Genomic DNA, 14,925 nt, shown 5'->3' with positions numbered 1-14,925 from the left:
CCCTCTGGCGCAATCGAATCCGGTTCACAGCCCAGGCGCTTTCGTGCGAAAAAGGAGCCTTCATTCAAAGGCTGGACCCATGACCCTCACCGGTTTCATCGCCTACAGCGCCGCCCTCGGCATCGCCGCCGCCATTCCCGGCCCTGGCGTCACGGCGCTTGTCGCGCGTGCCCTCGGTTCCGGCTTCCGGTCGTCGCTGGCCATGTCGTTCGGCCTGATGCTCGGCGACCTCACCTATCTCACCGCCGTCGTGCTCGGCCTTGCCTTCGTCGCCCAGAGCTTCGGCATGGTCTTCGTGGCGATCAAATGGCTGGGCGTCGCCTATCTCGCCTTCCTTGGCTGGCGTTTCTGGACCAGCGGCATCACGCCCGAGACCGTCGAGGCGAAGAAGGGCAAGGGCGGATTGCTGGCGAGCTTCCTAGCCGGCCTCACCGTCACGCTCGGCAACCCGAAAACGATGATCTTCTATCTCGCCATCACGCCGACCATCGTCGACCTGAAGACCATCACGCTGGTCGACTACGGCATCCTCGTCGCGCTCACCGTCGTCGTGCTCCTGGTGGTGCTGGTGCCTTATCTGGCGCTCGCCGCCAAGGCGCGCTGGTTCCTCAAGTCGCCAAGGGCGCTGAAGGCGTTGAACCGTACCGCCGCCGGCTTCATGGTCGGGGCTGCGGCGGCCATTGCCGCCCGCCAGTAGACTGGTTTCGGCCAATCCATTCCGCAAATCGGGCTATCCGGAAAATGCGTTTCCGGGATGAGAGCGTTTTCAGCAAGCACCCCACTCGGATATTTTCGAGCCGCAGCCTATCTTGCGCGACCGAAAGCCCTATTCTGTCCGCCTATGTTAGTCCGACCATGTCAATTGCCTGACTTCTGGGAGCGAAACCAATGAACAAGCCCGTCTCTTCCACGCGCGTGCCCGGCCGCGGCCGGGTCTACAATTCGATCACCGAGACGATTGGCGACACGCCGCTGGTGCGGCTCGACAAATTCGCCAAGGAGAAGGGCGTTGTCGCCAATCTCCTGGCCAAGCTCGAATTCTTCAACCCGATCGCTTCGGTCAAGGACCGCATCGGCGTCGCCATGATCGAGGCGCTGGAGGCGTCGGGCCGGATCGCGCCCGGCAGGACGACGCTGATCGAGCCGACCTCCGGCAACACCGGCATCGCGCTCGCCTTCGCCGCCGCCGCCAAGGGCTACAAGCTGATCCTGACCATGCCGGAGACCATGTCAGTGGAGCGCAGGAAAATGCTGGCGCTGCTCGGCGCCGAACTGGTGCTGACCGAAGGTCCCAAAGGCATGAAGGGCGCCATCGCCAAGGCCGACGAACTGGCCGCCACGCTGCCCGACGCCGTCATTCCACAGCAGTTCGAGAACCCGGCCAATCCGGAGATCCACCGCCGCACCACGGCCGAGGAGATCTGGAACGACACCCAGGGCGAGGTCGACATCTTCGTCGCCGGCATCGGCACCGGCGGCACCATCACCGGCGTCGGCCAGGTGCTGAAGCAGCGCAAGCCTTCGGTGCATGTCGTCGCCGTCGAGCCGGAAGCCTCGCCGGTTCTGTCCGGCGGCCAGCCCGGCCCGCACAAGATCCAGGGCATCGGCGCCGGCTTCGCGCCAAAGATCCTCGACACTTCGATCTATGACGAGATCGTCAAGGTCTCGAACGAGGATTCGGTCGCCAATGCTCGCCTCGTCGCCCGTCTCGAAGGCGTGCCGGTCGGCATCTCCTCGGGCGCGGCCCTTCAGGCGGCGATCGTCGTCGGCTCGCGGCCGGAGAACAAGGGCAAGAATCTGGTGGTGGTCATCCCCTCCTTCGCCGAGCGCTATCTGTCGACCATTTTGTTCGACGGGTTGGGCGCTTAGGCTTCTCGACGCAAGAGCGCGACGCCGAAGCCATCAATCTCCCCCTTGCGGGGAGATGTCCGGCAGAACAGAGGGGCGCACTGTCCCGCCAGCATCAAGCGATTCGCTCGCCAGGCCTTATCTGTTTGGCGCGTCAGTACTGAGCAACGAACGCACCAATGCAGCCTGGCTGCGCGCGCCGGTCTTGTCGAAAATGCGCTGTAGCTGGGTTCGCAGAGTGTTGACGCTAACCGCCAGGAGATCGGCGGCGGCCGCAAGATCATGGCCCTCGACGATCAGACGGGCAAGCCTGACCTGCGCCGGGGAGAGTCCGTAGACTTCCTGCGCCGCTGTGATCCGGCGCGCAACCGTCGCGGCATCGTCGAATGAAACGAACACCTTGCCGTCCTCAAGCAGAACCCAGCAATGGAGCCGTACCCCCGCTGTGTCTTCGCCGAGCGCCACCACCCAGGCCTGTTTCGGTGCGACGTTTAGTGGCCTCTGGCTCTGCAGCTCGCAGAATGCCAAGCGCACCGCGTCGCGAAGTGCTGCGTCGCGCTCGCGTCGCCGGGCACGCAGGCTGCCGGCAGCGGCGACCAGTCCCGGATGGCCGTGCATCCGCTCCTGCGCCAGCCGGTTCGTCCAGAGTATGCGCGCATCCATGTCGACCTCGATCAGCGGGCTGTTGGCCTCATCGGCGCTGCTCTCCATCATCACCATGCAGCCGATCTTCCAGGCGCCCTCGATCCGGTGGAGGATCCGGAGCTGGCGCTTGCGATCCTCGCCCGTGTCACTGCCGATCTGATCGAAGGTCATCCACGCCACGTTGCCGTCCACGACGACGTTGACTTTTTCCCAACGGACGCGCCCCTCGAAGGCTTGCTTCTCTGGGAATCGCTCCACGATCTTCTTGATCCGCGAGGCGATCACGTCCCAGCCTTCGTCCACCCGAACGCCGAGCGAGGCGAAAGATTCCATCCGCCGGGTCTGCGGCGACTGCACCCAGTGGCTCGCCAGTGCCTCGAAGTCGCGCTGCAGCCAGGCCTCGGTCTCGGCACGGATCACCGCCAGGATCGCGGCTTTGTCAGCCTCGCTTTCGTCCATCGTGCGCGCTCCGGTAACGTCCGGTCGCAGCATAACACGGCCGATATCTCGCAGCATGCCACCAGCCTCAGGTCGGAGTCATGCCCACGAGGATCAGGATTGCGCAGGTTGTCGCGACGATCGACCCAAGCAGGCCCGGGTTCAAGCGCGGCAGAGCGACCTGGTCCCGGTAGTAGCGGTCTTCGGCCTTGGCGGCCATCGGCACCGGATGGCCCTTCGAACGAATGTTCGTGGCGACAAGACTGTAGATATCCATGGCTTCCTCCTGTGCTGGCGCTTTCATCACAGGCATCGTGGCATGGTGGGGCACTCTTAGCTGTCATGCGCGCGAGCGACAGCGGACCAGTTTCTACCGGGATGGAGACACGAGCGCTCACCTTCACGGGGTGGGCATGCCCAGCGAGCGGCTTGCCCCACACGGTCCACAAGGCTCTCCAACGCGAGGTCCTGATGCGGTAGTTCAGCAAACCGCTGGAACTCGGGCTGGACGATTCGCGAGGAATTTTCTGGACTGCCGAAAAAACCTCTGTGACAGCCGCCGCTCGCTTGAGCGGGATGCGGCTTGCGTATCCAATAGCCGTCGCCTGCTTTGCGCAGACCGGCGGAGGATTCTATGTACAAGCTCTACACACGCCCCGGCAGCGGCGGCTTTGTCGTCGAGGCAGCGCTGGCTCTAGCCGGCGCTCCGTTCGACCAGATCGACGTGCCGAAGAAGGACCCGCCCGATCCGGCCTTTCTCGACATCAGCCCGCTGAACCAGGTTCCGGTGCTGACCTTGCCGGATGGCAGCTCGATCACCGAATCGGCGGCGATCTGCATCCTGCTCGCCCAACGCCACCCGGAGGCGGGCCTGGCACCGGCAGCCGGTTCGCCAGCCCGCGCCGACTTTCTGCGCTGGATGGCGTTCATGTCGTCGGCCCTCTATCCAGCGATCCTGCGGTTCTACTACGCCCATCGCTACACCGCCGACGCCGAGGGGGTGAAAGCAGTGAAGCAGGCAGCGGTCGCCGAGATGGATCGCGGCTTTGCGATCCTCGACAAGGCCCTCGCCGGCCGTGACTGGCTGGTTGGCGAGCGGCTGTCGGTGGCCGATATCTATCTCATCATGCTGGTGGCCTGGCATCCCGATGTCGAGAAGGCTCACGCCGCCTGGCCTGATCTCGAGAGGCTGTGGGCCAGATTGCGCGATCATGAGCTGATGCAGAAGCTTAACGTTGCACATGACATGTGGCCGACCTGACCAACGCGCGAAGGGCTCAGCCCTTCGTCGCGCCATCGCCGAGTTCCGCGCGCCGTTGTTGCAGGAAGCGGCGCACGGCCGGGTCGCGTTCCAGGCCGATCGCCTGGTCGTAGGCCTGTGCGGCTTGCGTGGTCTGGCCGAGCCTGGCCAGCAGGCCGGCACGCGCCGCCCAAAAGGGCTGGTAGTCGGCAAGCCGCTTGTCGTCACCCAGCACGTATAGTGCTGCCAATCCCGCTGCGGCACCATCGGCCTCGGCAATCGCCACGGCACGGTTGATCGCCACCACCGGCGAACCGGCAATCGCCAGCAGGGCGTCGTAGAGCTGACGGATCGCCGCCCAGTCGGTGCGGCCGCTCCGACGCCGCGCCGTATGGGCGGATTGCACCGCCGCCTCGAGCTGGTAGCGGCCGATCACCGCCTTGGCGGCAGCGCGGGAAAGCAGCGCTTCCGCCTCGTCGATCAGCGTGTCATCCCACAGCCCGATGTCCTGTTCGGCAAGCGGCACGAAATCCCCTTCGGGGCTGCGCCGCGCGGCGCGGCGGGCCTCGGCGAACAGCATCAGCGAAAGCAGGCCGAGCGCTTCGGGTTCCTCCGGCATCAGCGAGGCCACCAGCCGGCCGAGCCAGATGCCTTCGGTGGCGAGGTTGCGCCGCTGCGTCTCGGTGCCGGCCGGATCGGACCAGCCTTCCGCGAAGGCCGCATAGATGGCTTCCAGTACCGCGTCGAGCCGCTCGCCAAGCTCGGCCCGTTCGGGCACGCGAAAGGGAATGCCGGTCTCACGGATGCGGCTCTTGGCGCGCACCAGGCGCTGGCTCATCGTTGCCGGCGAGATCAGAAATGCCGAGGCGATCGTCGCCGCATCGAAACCGAGAATGGTCTGCAGGATCAGCGGCGCGCGTACACTCGATTCGATCGCCGGATGGGCGCAGGCAAACATCAGCCGCAGACGCTCGTCGGGCAGCTCCTCGTCAGTCATGTTCGCCTCCATTTCCTCGGCGACCAGCCTGAGATGGTCGCGGGCAGCCTCGCCGGTCAGCCGCCGCCGGATCGCGTCGACCCGGCGCCGTCGCGCCACCGCAAGCAGCCAGGCTTCCGGCCGGTCCGGAACGCCGGCCTTCGGCCAGCGCTCCAGCGCCGCCGCGAAGGCATCGGCCAGCGCGTCCTCGGCGCCGGCGACATCGCGCGTGCGGGCGGCGAGCCAGGCGACCAGCTTGCCGTAGCTCTGCCGGGCGGCCGCTTCCGCCGCCGCCCGCGCGATCTCCAGGCTATTTTCCATCACATGGTCTGTTCCCAGATCGGCCGCAGCTCAACCGTGCCGGCGCTGGCGGCGGGGCAGCGTGCCGCCCAGGCGATAGCGGCATCGGCGTCCTCAGCCTCGATCATGTAGAAGCCGGCGAGCTGCTCCTTGGTGTCGGCATAGGGACCGTCGAGCACGTTGGTCTTGCCGTTGGCCATCCGCACCGAAGTGGCGGCCTGGGTCGGCTTCAGCCGGTCGCCGGCGAGCCAGGCGCCGGACTTCTTCAACGCCTCGGTATAGGCGCCATAGGCCGCGCTGATCTCGTAGGTCTTCTCGGTTGGCGCTGCCGCCATCGCGGCTTCGTTGACGTAGATCAAAAGCATGTATCGCATGGTCTTCTCCCGTTTTCTCGAAGGCCGCTTCGTTGCTGGCCGACCCTATGTCGCGTGGCCTCGCTCGATTTCGACAGGCGCCGCGAAAATCTTCGGATTCGTCACGGCGTTTCGATCATTTCTCAGACAGGTACTCGGTCATTTCCCAGATCGGGCGCACCTCGACCGTGCCGGTGCTGGCTGCCGGACAGCGCCCAGCCCATTCGGTGGCCCTGTCGAAGTCCGTCGCTTCGATCATGTAGAAGCCGGCAAGTTGCTCCTTGGTGTCGGCATAGGGGCCATCGAGCACGTTGGTCTTGCCGTCAGCCATCCGCACCGAGGCGGCCGCCTGGGTCGGGCGCAGCCGGTCGCCGGCCAACCATGCGCCGGACTTCTTCAACGCTTCGGTATAGGCGCCATAGGCCGCGAGGATCTGCTCGGTGCTCTCGCGCGGCGCATTCGCCATTGCGGCTTCGTCGTTGTAGATCAACAGCATGTAACGCATGGTCTTCTCCCGTTTTTCCGAACGGCCGCTTCGTTGCGGGCCGACCCTATGTCGCGCGGCCTCGCCCGATTTCGACAGGCGCCGGAAAACTCTTTCGGCCTTGGTCGCATCATGCGCAAGCCGGCGCCCACCGCGGCAGCACTCAACCGTTCGTCTAATGGCTGCAATTGCGGGTTGGCATTTGCCGTCTGCCGTCTAAACTCGCCCCGCTCATGCCGAGGAGGGCAGTGCGGCGCCGCTATTTAAGGGAGGAAATCACGATGCTCAATTTCAGGACGAAACTTGTTGCTGTCGGCGCAATGGCGCTGTCGCTTGGCCTTGGCGCGATGCCGGCCGGGGCGCAGGAATTCATCAACGTGCTGACCGGCGGCACCTCCGGCGTCTACTATCCGCTCGGCGTCGCGCTGTCGGAGATCTACGGCAAGGGTATAGAGGGCGCCCGCACCCAGGTGCAGGCGACGAAGGCCTCGGTCGAGAACCTGAATCTGCTGCAGCAGGGCAAGGGCGAGATCGCCTTCGCACTCGGCGATTCCGTCAAGATGGCCGCCGAGGGCAACACCGAAGCCGGCTTCCCGGGCAAGCTCGACAAGCTGCGCGGCATCGCCGCCATCTACCCCAACTACATCCAGATCGTCGCCAGCCAGGAGTCCGGCATCAAGACGCTCGCCGATTTGAAGGGCAAGAGCCTGTCGGTCGGCGCACCGGCCTCCGGCACCGAGCTCAACGCCCGCGCCATCTTCGCCGCCGCCGCGCTGAAGTATGAGGACCTCGGCCGCGTCGAGTATTTGCCCTTTGCCGAATCGGTCGAGCTGATCAAGAACCGCCAGCTCGACGCCACGCTGCAATCGGCCGGCCTTGGCGTCGCCTCGATCCGCGACCTCGCCACCTCCATGCCGATCAACGTCGTGGCCGTGCCGGCGGATGCCGTCGCCAAGATCGGCTCGCCCTATCTTTCGGTGGTTATCCCCAAGGGCACCTATGAAGGCCAGAGCGAGGATGTCGCGACTGCCGCCGTCGGTAATTTCCTCGTCACCCACGCCGACGTCTCCGACGAGACCGCCTATCAGATGACCAAGCTGATGTTCGAGCATCTCGACCAGCTTGCCGCCGCCCACGCCGCCGCCAAGGCGATCGATCCGGCCAAGGCGCTCGACGGCATGCCGGTGCCGCTGCATCCGGGTGCGGAGAAGTATTACAAGGAGAAAGGGCTCATCAAGTAAGCCCGCCCCCCTCCCCCCCTTGAGGGAGGGTGGCCCGCAGGGCCGGGAGGGGTTCTCGGCGACACGCTCCACCTTTAGGCAAAGGTCGAGGCGGTTGAGGCTACCCCACCCGTCCATCCGCCTTCGGCGGCTGTCCACCCTCCCCTCGTGGGGGAGGGGAACGCCTCGCCAGGAGCCCGCCAATGACCGAAACCCCGACCGTTCTTTCCCCAACCGCCGAAGAGCCCATCGAAGGCCTGCCGCCGGGCTTTGGCGAAGGCATCGCCGGCAAGGCCGCCTTTCTCATCGCCATCGCCTTCTCTGCCTTCCAGATCTATGTCGCCGCCTATGGCAGCCTGCCCAGCCAGGTGGTGCGTGCCATGCATGTCGGCTTCCTGCTGCTGCTCGGTTTTGCCCTGATCGCCAATCTGCGCGCCAGCACCCTGCCGGCGAAAGCGGCGTTCTGGGCGCTCGGCCTGCTCGGCTTCGGCACCGGCCTCTACAATTGGGTGTTCTATGCCGACCTCATACGCCGTTCCGGCTTCCTGACCACGCCGGACCTGATCGTCGGTTCGCTGCTGGTGGTGCTGGTCTTCGAGGCCGCCAGGCGGCTGATGGGACTGCCGCTTGCCGTCATCGCCTTCGTCTTCCTCGGCTATTGCTTCGTCGGCAATCATTTGCCGCCGCCCTTTATCCATCGCGGCTATGATTTCGCCCAGCTGGTCGACACCTTCGCCTTCGGCACCGAAGGCATATACGGCACGCCGGTCTATGTTTCGGCCGCCTATATCTTCATCTTCGTCGTCTTCGCCGCCTTTCTCGAACGCGCCGGCATGATCGCCCTGTTCAACGATTTCGCGCTGGGCCTGGTCGGCTCGTGGCGCGGAGGCCCGGCGCAGGTCTGCGTGCTGTCCTCGGCGCTGATGGGCACCATCTCCGGTTCCGGCGTCGCCAATGTCGTGGCCAGCGGCCAGTTCACCATCCCGCTGATGAAGCGCTTCGGCTTCCGCCCGGCCTTCGCCGGCGCCGTCGAGGCGACCTCCTCGATGGGCGGCCAGATCATGCCGCCGGTGATGGGCGCGGTCGCCTTCATCATGGCCGAGACGCTGAACATCCCCTATGCCGAGGTGGTCAAGGCGGCGATCATCCCGGCGCTGCTCTATTTCGGCGCCTGTTTCTGGCAGGTGCATCTGGAGGCCGGCAAGGCGAACCTGCACGGCATGGCCAAGGCCGACCTGCCAAACCCCTGGGACGCGGTGAAGAAACACTGGCCGCTGGTGCTGCCGCTCGCCGCGCTCGTCTATCTCCTGTTTGCCGGCTACACGCCGATCTTCGCCGGCACGATGGGCCTGGCGCTGACCATCGTGCTCATCCTCGGCACGCCCCTGGCGGCCTTGATCGGCCCGCTTGCCTTCCGTGTCGTCTTCTGGATGGCTCTGGGGCTTGCCGCCGCCTCTTTTATGAAGTTCGGCGTCAACATCCTCAGCCTCGTCATCGCCGCGCTCATCGTCGCTTGCGTCACCTTCAAGGGCGGTCGTGAGACGCTTGTCATTTGCATCGACTCGCTAGCCGAGGGCGCCAAGAACGCGCTGCCGGTCGGCATCGCCTGCGCCATCGTCGGCATCGTCATCGGCACGCTGACGCTTACCGGCATCGCCTCCACCTTCATCGGCTGGATCATCTCGATCGGCGAGAGCAACCTGTTCCTGTCGCTGGTGCTGACCATGCTCACCTGCCTGGTGCTGGGCATGGGCATCCCGACCATCCCCAATTACATCATCACCTCGTCGCTGGCCGGGCCGGCGCTGCTGTCGCTCGGCGTGCCGCTGCTGGTCAGCCACATGTTCGTTTTCTATTTCGGCATCATGGCCGACCTCACCCCGCCCGTAGCGTTGGCCGCCTTCGCCGCCGCACCCATGGCCAAGGAGAGCGGCCTCAAGATCGGCGTCCAGGCGACCAAGCTAGCCATTGCCGGCTTCGTCGTGCCGTTTATGGCGGTCTACACGCCGGCGCTGATGCTGCAGGATGCCGGCCCGCTCGCCGCCCAGTTCGGCTATCCGGTCGAGGTCGCCTATGTCGTCGTCAAGGCCTGCATGGGCATCGTGCTCTGGGGTGCGGCCGCCGTCGGCTTCCTCGTCCGGCGCATGGCCTGGTGGGAACGCCTGGTCGCCTTTGCCGCCGGCGTGCTGCTGGTCGCGGCACTGCCGCTCACCGACGAAGCCGGCTGGACGCTTTCCCTGATCTGGATCGGCTGGCATGTCTGGCGCGCACGCCAGGCCTCCGGCACCGCATGAGCCTCTGCATCCTCGCCGCCGGCAAAACAGTGACGCTGGCCGTCACCGCCTTCACCCTGTCCTGGACGCACTCGGTGGAAAGGACGCGCTGGCAGGAAGACTGGACGGTGACGCCCTCCGGCCTACAGATCGTCGAAGCACGCGTGAAAGGGTCCGGCGCCGGCATGGAGCCGCCCGAGGGCGCGGTGTTGCGGGATGGCTGGTGGTCCTACAGGCCCGGGATCGGGCTGCAGCCGCGCCTCGTGCTCGCCGCATCCGGCGCGACCGGCGAAGGCTGGACGCTGTGCACGGATCAGGGCTGCCGCGAACTGGGCAAGGCGGCTGGCGACACGATCGTGCTGGAATCGTGCGCCGGGCCATGATCCCGAACCGAAGGTCAGCGCAGCAAAAAGTGGAACCCGGTTTTTCGGCAAGGATCATGGTCAAACAAAAGGATAAAGCCCGATCCAACCCGATCCTGTCGGGATGGATCAGGCTTTGGGCTCAAGCCAGCCTCGATAGCGCACGATCAATCCGGTGAGCGGGTGCGAGATCTCGACATGGAAACGGAAGCGGCCATCCTCGACCGTCTCGTAGGAGGTCGAGCGCGGGCAGAGCCACATCGGGAACGGCAGGCCAAGAAGGCTCCAGCGGCGCAGCACCAACGACAACCGGTTCTCCTCGGCAACCAGCGCCATCGCAAAGCTCAGCGGCCCGAAGCGCTCGCACAGCAACCGCTCGGAGCGGCCACGCCCGGCGAACTGGCGGCTGGAAAAACTGTGCGTGCCGAAAGTCCGCGTCCAGGTCTCGCCGTTCGAATCTATTTCGAAACGGACCCGCACCGGGACATCGGCATTCGCTTTGGGAAATCCGACCAACCAGGCCGCTAGCCGGCTAAGGATATTCCGGGCCGCGCTCGACACTGGCGCGCCCTTGCGCGGCGCCGGCGCGGCGTTTGCAATAGGCCTCCGCCTTGGGGGGCGAACGTCCGGCGATGATCAGCGTCAGGCGCGGCTCGCTGTCCAGCAATTCGACAATGCGGCCGCCGAAGGTTCCGTAACCGCCGACGATCAGAACCTTCATACGAATGCTCCTGGGTTCCGATGCCTAGCCAATCAGCCGCTCCCGCATCGCCGCTGACGGAATCTCGCAGCTGTCCCGTCTGCCGAACAGGGCATAGCGGTTCTTGGCGATGCGATCGTAGAGCCAATCGCGCAGCGGGCGTGGCAAAAGCAGCAGGAGCTTGGCCGCCCGCCACGGCCAGCCCAGTTCGGCCATCACGACGACGAAACTATCGAGGCGGGTGAAGGCGGCGCCGTCAATGAGGGCCAGATTGGTCTCGTAGCTGTCGGTCGGCAGGCCGTGCTTGCGAAACAGCGCTTCGCCAAACGGCGACTGCGCCGTGGCAAAGCGGAAGCGCTGCTTGCGGTCGAGCCGGATCACCATCCGGACAAAACCCGAGCAGAACACGCATACGCCGTCGAAGACGATCAGCGGATGGCTTGCGTCGAAGGATTCAGGAAGAGGGGCTGGTTCAGGAACGGAGGTTGGCTTGATGACGTCGGTCACGATTGCCTCGGCTGCTCATGTCCTTGGACACTAAGCCAGCCGATGGCTGCATCAAAGCCCTGGCGTTGTCGCACGCCGTCCGTCGGCCAGCGCGGGGCGCTCGGCGCGGTAGGTGGTTGCGCGATGATTGTCGGCCGGTTTGCAGATCCGGCTGTCATGACGGCTTTCGACGGTCATGATCAGTGCGCGCTGATGCCCAGCGAATTGCCGCGGCGTGCGCAGGCCGGGCCCGGGCCGCGCATGTAATAGCGCTCCGGCCGGTAGGTCGGCGCGACGAACTCGCGGAGGGCGACGGCGTAGCCGGCGATGTGATTCCAGAACTTCATTTTCCCTGTCCCTGTCCCGATTTCGGATGTCCCTTCCGAATTGCCTGGGATGATAGCGTTGAGGCGTGAATAGTCGGTGAACGTGATGTTAATTTCTGGTCCGAAACGCCCTGGTTCGTGGCCGGAATGCGGCTGATTCGCGGTGTTTCCGTGCAGTCTGTCGGCATTTCGGCTTGTGTGACTTTTGCATCACATATGTTTCGCTTGGATGTCGCTTGGGCGCGGTTCTGTTTCAACGCTTGGCCCCCAGACGAAATTTCCGTGCGCGCGCCCAAAAAAGGCTTCCAGCCTTGCCGCGCGTCCCGCCGGAACCGGAATGGGCTCTGTCCGTTCTCGGGTTAAGCCGTATCGCAGAGGGAGTTCGCCATGGCGCCGCGTCCCGCCTGGAAGGGTTATCTGAAGCTTTCGCTGGTCACCTGCGCATTATGCCGGCCGCGTCGGCACCGGCTTCTCCGGCAAGGTGGCCGCGGATCTGAAGAAGCGGCTCGACGGCCTCAAGGCCAAAACCTCGCCTTTCTCCGCCGCCGTGCCGAAAGGCAAGGGACTGGTCTGGGTCGAGCCCGAACTCGTCGGCGAAGTGGAGTTCCGCAGTTGGACATCCGACCGTATAATCCGCCACGCCTCGTTCCAGGGACTGCGTGAGGACAAGCCGGCGGAGGAAGTCGTGCAGGAAAAGCCGAAGCAAGCCACCGGCAAGGCCGGGAGCGACTTGAAGGCGGATGGCGCCAAGGTGGCACCGAGGGCCACTTCGGCCGGAACCGCGAAGACCTCGGTGAAGCTGTCGCACCCTGACAAGCTGCTGTGGCCGGACGAGAAGATTTCCAAGCAGGGTCTGCTCGATCACTACGCGCTGGTCTGGCCGCGCATGCAGAAGTTCGTCGTCAACCGGCCGCTCAGCCTGGTGCGAGCGCCGGACGGCATCGGTGGCCCGCGCTTCTTCCAGAAGCATGCTTCGGCCGGCATGCACGACAAGATTTTGAGGATGAAGGATCCGACGGACGGCGAGGAGATCCTGTTCATCCGGGATTTCGACGGCCTCGCCGCGCTGGTCCAATACGGCGTGGTCGAGGTCCACATCTGGGGCTGCACCGTTGACGAACTGGAGAAGCCCGACCAGATCATCTTCGATCTCGATCCCGACGAGGGCGTCGACGTCAAGGCGGTGCGCGAGGCAGCGCTCGACATCCGCGCCCGGCTGGACGAGCTGTCCTTGCCAAACTTCGTCAAGACATCCGGCGGCAAGGGCTATCATGTCGTCGTGCCACTGAAACCGTCGGCAGATTGGGAGGAGGCAAAGACCTTCGCCCATGATTTCGCCCGTGCGCTGGAACAGGCCGCACCCGACCGCTACACGGCGACACTGTCGAAGAAAGCGCGCACGGGAAAAATCTTCGTCGACTATCTGCGCAACGGCCGCGGTTCGACAACGGTCGCGCCCTATTCGTCGCGGGCCAAGAAGGGAGCGACGGTGTCGATGCCGGTGACATGGCCGGAGATCGAGAAACGGCTGGCGCCGAACGCTTTTGCCATCGGCGACAAGGCGACGCTGAAGCGGCTGGCGGAAGCGGATCCGTGGAAGGACTTCTTCAAGCTGGGTAAGCCACTCAAGCGCGGCTAGAGCGGTTCATCGTTTCGCGGAAACGCAAAACCGCTCTATCTGTTTGTTTTGACGCAATTCCGGACGGAAAACCGTTTCACACTTTTCCTGGAATTGCTCTAGCCCGTCAGCCCAAAAACACCTTCTCGAACGCCTGCTTGCCCGTCGGTGAAAACACCACCGCCCGGCTGTCCTTTTCGCGTCGCGCCCATTTTTCGGCGAGGATCTTGTCGAAGATCGCTGCTCCCAGCGTGCCGGCGAGATGTGAGCGCCGCACGCTCCAGTCGAGGCAGGCGCGGCAGACCGGCCGCCGCGCCTTGGTCTCGACGTCGATGCCGAGCGCGGCGAAATGCGAGGCGGCCGACGGCCCGAGGCGGATTTCCTTTTCCTCGCGAACCAGAACGTTCCTGTCGACGAGGCGATCGAGCATCGCCACGGCCTGCTCGCCGGCGAGATGGTCATAGCAGACGCGCGCCAGGCGCATCGCCGCGTCGCGCGGGCCTGGCCGCACCCGCTTTGGACCGACGGCTTCCGCGACGCCGGTGATCGCCTCGATCATGCCGGCCACTTGCGGGCCGGCGAGGCCGTAGTAGCGGTGCCGCCCCTGGCTCGCCAGCGTCAGCAAGCCGCCCTCCATCAGTTTCGACAGATGCGAAGAGGCGGTCGGCAGCGACACGCCGGCCTCCAGCGCCAGTTCGCTTGCCGTCAGCGCCGTGCCGCCCATCAGCGCGGAGAGCATGTTTGCCCGTGCCGGATCGCCGACCAGGCTGGCGATGCGGGCAATATCCGGTCCTTCACGCATAGTTCGTTCCTCATCGAAGCATTCTCGCGAGGAAACCACTATCCTGCGATCAGATCAAGGAGATGGCGATGAGCGCCACAACGCTCCTGACATCGAATTGCCTAGCATAGGCAAGCGCGCAATGTTTCGACCGTGCTCGAAGCGTCGCCGTAACAGACCCAAGCTGACGAGGAGACAAAAATGACCGTCACATGCTTCATCCGCTACGAGATCGATCCGTTCGGCAAGGCGGCATTCGAGGAGTATGCTCGCAACTGGGGTCAGGTCATCCCGCGCTGCGGCGCCGACCTGATCGGCTACTTCGCGCCGCATGAAGGCTCGGCCACCACCGCCTACGCTGCCTACAACATCGACAGCCTCGCGGCCTACGAAGCCTACCGCGCCAGGCTTGCCGCCGATCCGGCCGGCAAGGCAAACTACGAACTCGCCAGGCGGGAAAAATTCATCCTGAAGGAGGATCGCATGTTCCTGAAGCTCGCTTCCGGGCCGCACGCCAAATTGGTGCTGCCGTGATCGCCGTCATCTTCGAGGTCGAGCCTGCAGCGGGCAAGCGCGACGCCTATCTCGGCATCGCGGCCGAACTGCGCCCGCTGCTCGACGGCATCGACGGATTTATCTCCATCGAGCGCTTCCAGAGCCTTGTCGATCCGAACCGCATCCTGTCGCTGTCGTTCTGGCGCGACGAGGAGGCGGTCAAGGCCTGGCGCAACACAGAGGAGCACCGGCAGGCGCAGAAGGCCGGCCGCGGCGGAATCTTTGCCGGCTACCGTTTGCGGATTGCGCATGTCGTGCGTGACTATGGGTTGACTGAGAGGGCCGAGGCGCCTGCGGATAGCCGGGCGGTGAATGGCTGA

At 65.0% G+C, this 14,925-nt stretch carries 18 protein-coding genes and 1 pseudogene; 9 read left to right on the top strand and 10 right to left on the bottom strand.

What is annotated here, in order from left to right:
* Positions 1–79 precede the first annotated feature (79 nt).
* Positions 80–697 (top strand): LysE family translocator, encoded by a 618-nt coding sequence (locus tag AC1RUK_RS27970; RefSeq protein ID WP_481838051.1) that lies wholly within the window; start codon positions 80–82, stop codon positions 695–697.
* A gap of 191 nt (positions 698–888) precedes the next feature.
* A complete protein-coding gene (cysK, locus tag AC1RUK_RS27965) occupies positions 889–1,869 on the top strand; it encodes a cysteine synthase A (protein WP_436170032.1) in 981 nt (326 codons plus the stop codon).
* Between the two features lie 117 nt (positions 1,870–1,986).
* Here cysK and AC1RUK_RS27960 read toward each other — a convergent pair whose 3' ends face one another.
* A complete protein-coding gene (locus AC1RUK_RS27960; protein WP_481838052.1) occupies positions 1,987–3,009 on the bottom strand; it encodes a LuxR family transcriptional regulator in 1,023 nt (340 codons plus the stop codon).
* Positions 3,010–3,019: 10 nt separating this feature from the next.
* On the bottom strand, positions 3,020–3,208 hold the full coding sequence (locus tag AC1RUK_RS27955; protein WP_436170034.1) for a hypothetical protein: 189 nt from the start codon (positions 3,206–3,208) through the stop codon (positions 3,020–3,022).
* Between the two features lie 357 nt (positions 3,209–3,565).
* Here AC1RUK_RS27955 and AC1RUK_RS27950 point away from each other — a divergent pair, with 357 nt between their 5' ends.
* Positions 3,566–4,192, top strand: a complete 627-nt coding sequence (locus AC1RUK_RS27950; RefSeq protein ID WP_481838053.1) for a glutathione S-transferase family protein — start codon at positions 3,566–3,568, stop codon at positions 4,190–4,192.
* A 16-nt stretch (positions 4,193–4,208) separates the two neighbouring features.
* Here the strand turns inward: AC1RUK_RS27950 and AC1RUK_RS27945 are convergent, their stop codons facing one another.
* The 3 genes from AC1RUK_RS27945 to AC1RUK_RS27935 all read right to left on the bottom strand — a co-directional run bounded on the left by AC1RUK_RS27945 (position 4,209) and on the right by AC1RUK_RS27935 (position 6,305).
* Positions 4,209–5,468: an RNA polymerase sigma factor gene (locus tag AC1RUK_RS27945; RefSeq protein WP_481838054.1), complete on the bottom strand. Its 1,260-nt coding sequence runs from the start codon at positions 5,466–5,468 to the stop codon at positions 4,209–4,211.
* Positions 5,468–5,821, bottom strand: coding sequence for a YciI family protein (locus AC1RUK_RS27940; RefSeq protein WP_404282113.1), 354 nt, complete (start codon positions 5,819–5,821; stop codon positions 5,468–5,470). Before AC1RUK_RS27940 ends, AC1RUK_RS27945 begins: the two co-directional genes overlap by 1 nt.
* A gap of 115 nt (positions 5,822–5,936) precedes the next feature.
* Complete coding sequence (locus AC1RUK_RS27935; RefSeq protein ID WP_481838055.1) at positions 5,937–6,305, bottom strand: YciI family protein; 369 nt, start codon at positions 6,303–6,305, stop codon at positions 5,937–5,939.
* A 260-nt stretch (positions 6,306–6,565) separates the two neighbouring features.
* Between AC1RUK_RS27935 and AC1RUK_RS27930 the strand changes: the two genes are divergently transcribed.
* The 3 genes from AC1RUK_RS27930 to AC1RUK_RS27920 all read left to right on the top strand — a co-directional run bounded on the left by AC1RUK_RS27930 (position 6,566) and on the right by AC1RUK_RS27920 (position 10,160).
* Entirely contained in the window at positions 6,566–7,525 is a 960-nt protein-coding gene (locus tag AC1RUK_RS27930) for a TAXI family TRAP transporter solute-binding subunit (RefSeq protein WP_481838056.1), read from the top strand.
* A gap of 182 nt (positions 7,526–7,707) precedes the next feature.
* Positions 7,708–9,798: a TRAP transporter permease gene (locus AC1RUK_RS27925; RefSeq protein WP_481838057.1), complete on the top strand. Its 2,091-nt coding sequence runs from the start codon at positions 7,708–7,710 to the stop codon at positions 9,796–9,798.
* Positions 9,795–10,160, top strand: coding sequence for a DUF1850 domain-containing protein (locus tag AC1RUK_RS27920; protein WP_481838058.1), 366 nt, complete (start codon positions 9,795–9,797; stop codon positions 10,158–10,160). The genes AC1RUK_RS27925 and AC1RUK_RS27920 overlap by 4 nt, the downstream gene beginning before the upstream one ends.
* Positions 10,161–10,268: 108 nt before the next feature.
* Here the strand turns inward: AC1RUK_RS27920 and AC1RUK_RS27915 are convergent, their stop codons facing one another.
* From AC1RUK_RS27915 to AC1RUK_RS27900, 4 genes are all read right to left on the bottom strand, one after another.
* Positions 10,269–10,700 carry a DUF4166 domain-containing protein gene (locus AC1RUK_RS27915; RefSeq protein ID WP_481840146.1) on the bottom strand — a complete coding sequence of 144 codons (432 nt, stop codon included), beginning with the start codon at positions 10,698–10,700 and terminating at the stop codon, positions 10,269–10,271.
* A complete protein-coding gene (locus AC1RUK_RS27910; RefSeq protein ID WP_481838060.1) occupies positions 10,672–10,860 on the bottom strand; it encodes a hypothetical protein in 189 nt (62 codons plus the stop codon). Before AC1RUK_RS27910 ends, AC1RUK_RS27915 begins: the two co-directional genes overlap by 29 nt.
* Before the next feature lie 24 nt (positions 10,861–10,884).
* Positions 10,885–11,346 (bottom strand): thiol-disulfide oxidoreductase DCC family protein, encoded by a 462-nt coding sequence (locus tag AC1RUK_RS27905; RefSeq protein WP_481838061.1) that lies wholly within the window; start codon positions 11,344–11,346, stop codon positions 10,885–10,887.
* 179 nt (positions 11,347–11,525) lie between these two features.
* Positions 11,526–11,672, bottom strand: a complete 147-nt coding sequence (locus tag AC1RUK_RS27900) for a hypothetical protein (protein WP_006200592.1) — start codon at positions 11,670–11,672, stop codon at positions 11,526–11,528.
* Positions 11,673–12,093: 421 nt separating this feature from the next.
* Here AC1RUK_RS27900 and ligD point away from each other — a divergent pair.
* Positions 12,094–13,290, top strand: a pseudogene (ligD, locus tag AC1RUK_RS27895) (DNA ligase D); the annotation flags it as partial.
* A gap of 106 nt (positions 13,291–13,396) precedes the next feature.
* Here the strand turns inward: ligD and AC1RUK_RS27890 are convergent.
* The gene (locus tag AC1RUK_RS27890) at positions 13,397–14,071 is read right to left on the bottom strand and encodes an ArsR/SmtB family transcription factor (protein ID WP_481838062.1); all 675 of its coding nucleotides are present in this window, start codon (positions 14,069–14,071) and stop codon (positions 13,397–13,399) included.
* A gap of 180 nt (positions 14,072–14,251) precedes the next feature.
* On the opposite strand from AC1RUK_RS27890, the gene AC1RUK_RS27885 reads away from it, so the two are divergent.
* Entirely contained in the window at positions 14,252–14,584 is a 333-nt protein-coding gene (locus AC1RUK_RS27885; RefSeq protein ID WP_436170044.1) for an NIPSNAP family protein, read from the top strand.
* Positions 14,581–14,925 (top strand): antibiotic biosynthesis monooxygenase family protein, encoded by a 345-nt coding sequence (locus AC1RUK_RS27880; protein WP_481838063.1) that lies wholly within the window; start codon positions 14,581–14,583, stop codon positions 14,923–14,925. Before AC1RUK_RS27885 ends, AC1RUK_RS27880 begins: the two co-directional genes overlap by 4 nt.

The organism is Mesorhizobium monacense (assembly GCF_056781675.1).
This window is presented reverse-complemented; position numbering and strand designations above follow the sequence as displayed.

Coding starts and splice junctions, on each gene's coding strand:
- AC1RUK_RS27930 (WP_481838056.1), top strand. CDS start 6,566: ATGCTCAATTTCAGGACGAAACTTGTTGCTGTCGGCGCAATGGCGCTG.
- AC1RUK_RS27920 (WP_481838058.1), top strand. CDS start 9,795: ATGAGCCTCTGCATCCTCGCCGCCGGCAAAACAGTGACGCTGGCCGTC.
- AC1RUK_RS27940 (WP_404282113.1), bottom strand. CDS start 5,821: ATGCGATACATGCTTTTGATCTACGTCAACGAAGCCGCGATGGCGGCA.
- AC1RUK_RS27890 (WP_481838062.1), bottom strand. CDS start 14,071: ATGCGTGAAGGACCGGATATTGCCCGCATCGCCAGCCTGGTCGGCGAT.
- AC1RUK_RS27910 (WP_481838060.1), bottom strand. CDS start 10,860: ATGAAGGTTCTGATCGTCGGCGGTTACGGAACCTTCGGCGGCCGCATT.
- AC1RUK_RS27950 (WP_481838053.1), top strand. CDS start 3,566: ATGTACAAGCTCTACACACGCCCCGGCAGCGGCGGCTTTGTCGTCGAG.
- AC1RUK_RS27900 (WP_006200592.1), bottom strand. CDS start 11,672: ATGAAGTTCTGGAATCACATCGCCGGCTACGCCGTCGCCCTCCGCGAG.
- AC1RUK_RS27945 (WP_481838054.1), bottom strand. CDS start 5,468: ATGGAAAATAGCCTGGAGATCGCGCGGGCGGCGGCGGAAGCGGCCGCC.
- AC1RUK_RS27970 (WP_481838051.1), top strand. CDS start 80: ATGACCCTCACCGGTTTCATCGCCTACAGCGCCGCCCTCGGCATCGCC.
- AC1RUK_RS27955 (WP_436170034.1), bottom strand. CDS start 3,208: ATGGATATCTACAGTCTTGTCGCCACGAACATTCGTTCGAAGGGCCAT.
- AC1RUK_RS27885 (WP_436170044.1), top strand. CDS start 14,252: ATGACCGTCACATGCTTCATCCGCTACGAGATCGATCCGTTCGGCAAG.
- AC1RUK_RS27925 (WP_481838057.1), top strand. CDS start 7,708: ATGACCGAAACCCCGACCGTTCTTTCCCCAACCGCCGAAGAGCCCATC.
- AC1RUK_RS27960 (WP_481838052.1), bottom strand. CDS start 3,009: ATGCTGCGAGATATCGGCCGTGTTATGCTGCGACCGGACGTTACCGGA.
- AC1RUK_RS27935 (WP_481838055.1), bottom strand. CDS start 6,305: ATGCGTTACATGCTGTTGATCTACAACGACGAAGCCGCAATGGCGAAT.
- cysK (WP_436170032.1), top strand. CDS start 889: ATGAACAAGCCCGTCTCTTCCACGCGCGTGCCCGGCCGCGGCCGGGTC.